3 protein-coding genes and 1 pseudogene are annotated in these 2,783 nt (G+C 34.1%); 2 read left to right on the top strand and 2 right to left on the bottom strand.

Going from position 1 to position 2,783, the window contains the following annotated elements; translation table 11 throughout:
- Positions 1 to 232: pseudogene (locus tag ACIQ11_RS10160) on the top strand (hypothetical protein); the annotation flags it as partial.
- 3 nt (positions 233 to 235) lie between these two features.
- On the opposite strand, the gene ACIQ11_RS10155 reads toward ACIQ11_RS10160, so the two are convergent.
- On the bottom strand, positions 236 to 1,426 hold the full coding sequence (locus ACIQ11_RS10155; protein ID WP_396154569.1) for a serine hydrolase domain-containing protein: 1,191 nt from the start codon (positions 1,424 to 1,426) through the stop codon (positions 236 to 238).
- Positions 1,426 to 1,854, bottom strand: a complete 429-nt coding sequence (locus ACIQ11_RS10150) for a PH domain-containing protein (protein WP_396154567.1) — start codon at positions 1,852 to 1,854, stop codon at positions 1,426 to 1,428. The genes ACIQ11_RS10155 and ACIQ11_RS10150 overlap by 1 nt, the downstream gene beginning before the upstream one ends.
- Before the next feature lie 130 nt (positions 1,855 to 1,984).
- Here ACIQ11_RS10150 and ACIQ11_RS10145 point away from each other — a divergent pair.
- On the top strand, positions 1,985 to 2,783 hold a 799-nt coding region (locus tag ACIQ11_RS10145; RefSeq protein WP_396154565.1), incomplete at its 3' end, for a 1,4-dihydroxy-2-naphthoyl-CoA synthase.

Raw genomic sequence — 2,783 nt, 5'->3', positions numbered from 1 at the left:
GCCTTTTGAACAACATCTTTCTACGGAAAAATTCTATACTTCAGATTTTGATTTGTCTACGTTTAACGCCAACCAATATGGCGCCGGATTTACGTATACCGACATATTCACCGCTGCAAAAATTTGGAAATTCGGACTAAAAAATATCGATTTCCGATTCAATCATTACGAAAGAACTGATGGGTTGCAAGCTGATATTGCTACGATTGCATTCAAATTTGTAAATCAGTAAGTATTATTCGTTAGCACCACCTACATCATTATTATCCAGTTTTACAGGATATTTAGGGTTAAATAATGCTATGAATTTCTTAGTTTTATAGGTGTTGTAAGTCATTTTATTTGACAACGCAATAATCGTAACCGTATCTGTTTTTTGCGTAATATACGATGAGGTATTGCCGTGCCACCAACCGTTATGATACGTTAATGTAGGAGCTTCTTTCCATTCACGTAAACGAATGCCCAATCCGTAATTTTTTTCACCTTTCGATTCGTAACTGTACCCTTTAAAAATTTCTTTCTTTAGTTTTTCGCTAAAAAAGTTATCCGAATACGTGGCTAAATCAAACTTTAATAAATCGCGTGCTGTAGAATAAATGTTTTTATCGCCATAAACCAAATCCAAATGGTCAAAAGCCAGGCGTAATCGGTTTGATTTATAAGTTTGACTTACCGTGTCGTGGTGTTTTTCGTAGTCAAATACAAACGTGTTTTTCATTCCTAACGGTTTAAAAAGTAGTTCGTTCATCGCTTCGTGATAACGCATTCCAGACACCTTTTCAATAATAAGCGCTAATAAAGAATAGTTGGTATTGCAATAGGCAAATCGCGTTCCTGGTTTACTTTCTAAATGTATTTTTCCAGAATTAATTAACTTTAAAATATCTTGATTGGTGATGCGTTTTGAACGGTCCCATTTTACATCTCGTTCAATAAAATAACCATAATGGCGCAAGCCGCTTCGGTGATTTAATAACATTCTTACCGTTATTTCTTTATGATAAAAACCTTCTAAGTATTCGGAAACTTTATCGTCTAAACCAATTTTTTCTTGGTCAACCATTCTTAAAATAACCGCAGCTGTCAATACTTTACTAACCGATGCTATATGTAATGGTTTGTTTTTTCTATTTTTATCGTCTTTTTCTTTGTAAGCAAAGCCTTGATAATCTTCAAATAAGATTTTTCCGTTTTTTGCCACTAAAAACTGACCGTAGAAATCACCTTTGTTAATTAATTTATTGTACTGGTAACTGATTTCGTTTTTTTGTTTCTCGCAATACGCAGAATCTAATTCGTTAAATGCTACAAAAAAGTCGCTTTGGTCTTGTTGTGTGCCATTTTTTTTTGAAAATTCCGATGCGTTGTCTTTGCAAGAAAGTGTAAATAAAGTAAGTGATAGGAGTGTAAGGCGTATTCTCATTATTTTCTGATTTCTATAGTTGGATTTTGTTCGATTAACTGCTCAATAAATTGGTCTTTGTTTATTGGTGATATAAATATGTCGTCGTATTTGTGATAAACAATTTCAATGCCTCTGTGATGAAAGCCTGGTTTGTAAAAATTTGTTTTTAGTATAGAATTGGAATATTTTATGGTTTTAATTTCTGAAATTTTAATTTTTGTTTTGTAAAAAAACATAGAAACAATCAATACGTTTTCTTGAATTTCGTAATAGGTAGTGAAAAATGTAACCGTAATTAATACACTTAAAAACAAAATCAGAATACCAATAGGTGCCAAAACCATTTCAATAGAATCTCCGGACAAAAAAGCAATTAGCGATACGAGTACAGCAGGGAACAAGGGTATAAAGAAATTAATTTTACTAAAGTCCGATTTGTATTTCATATATTATTTAGCTGTTTTTTTTGGGCGAAATAGTAGATTGAATTTTTTATTGACTTTGATTATATAAAAATGTCATCTGCTTTTGCAAATTAAAGTATTTTTGAAGTATTTTTGATAAAAAATATTGAAAATGTCAACTATCAACTGGAAAATCGTAAAAGAGTACGAAGATATCACGTATAAAAAATGTGATGGTGTGGCGCGTATTGCCTTCAACAGACCTGATGTGCGAAATGCATTCCGACCAAAAACAACTGCCGAATTATTAGATGCATTTAAAGATGCCCACGAAGATACTTCTATTGGAGTGGTTTTATTATCTGCAGAAGGACCTTCTTCAAAAGACGGAATTTGGAGTTTTTGTAGCGGTGGCGATCAAAAAGCAAGAGGCAAACAAGGGTATGTAGGCGAAGACGGCTACCACCGATTAAATATATTAGAAGTACAACGTTTAATTCGTTTTATGCCAAAAGCAGTTATTGCTGTAGTGCCAGGTTGGGCTGTTGGTGGCGGACATAGTTTGCACGTGGTGTGCGATTTAACTTTAGCAAGTAAAGAACACGCCATTTTTAAACAAACCGATGCTGATGTAACCAGTTTTGATGGCGGTTATGGTTCGGCCTATTTGGCCAAAATGGTAGGACAGAAAAAAGCAAGAGAGATTTTCTTTTTAGGAAGAAACTACTCGGCACAAGAAGCTTACGAAATGGGTATGGTAAATGCCGTAATTCCGCATACAGAATTAGAATCTACTGCTTTCGAATGGGCACAAGAAATATTAGGTAAATCGCCAATGTCTATTAGAATGTTAAAATTCGCAATGAATTTAACTGATGATGGAATGGTGGGACAACAAGTTTTTGCTGGCGAAGCCACACGATTGGCCTATATGAGCGAAGAAGCTGTAGAAGGTAGAAATGCCTTCTTAG

This window comes from Flavobacterium sp., from assembly GCF_044361065.1.
In the GTDB taxonomy this organism is placed as follows: domain Bacteria; phylum Bacteroidota; class Bacteroidia; order Flavobacteriales; family Flavobacteriaceae; genus Flavobacterium.
The sequence above is the reverse complement of the archived record's forward strand: the minus strand, read 5'-3'. Positions and strand labels throughout refer to the sequence as shown.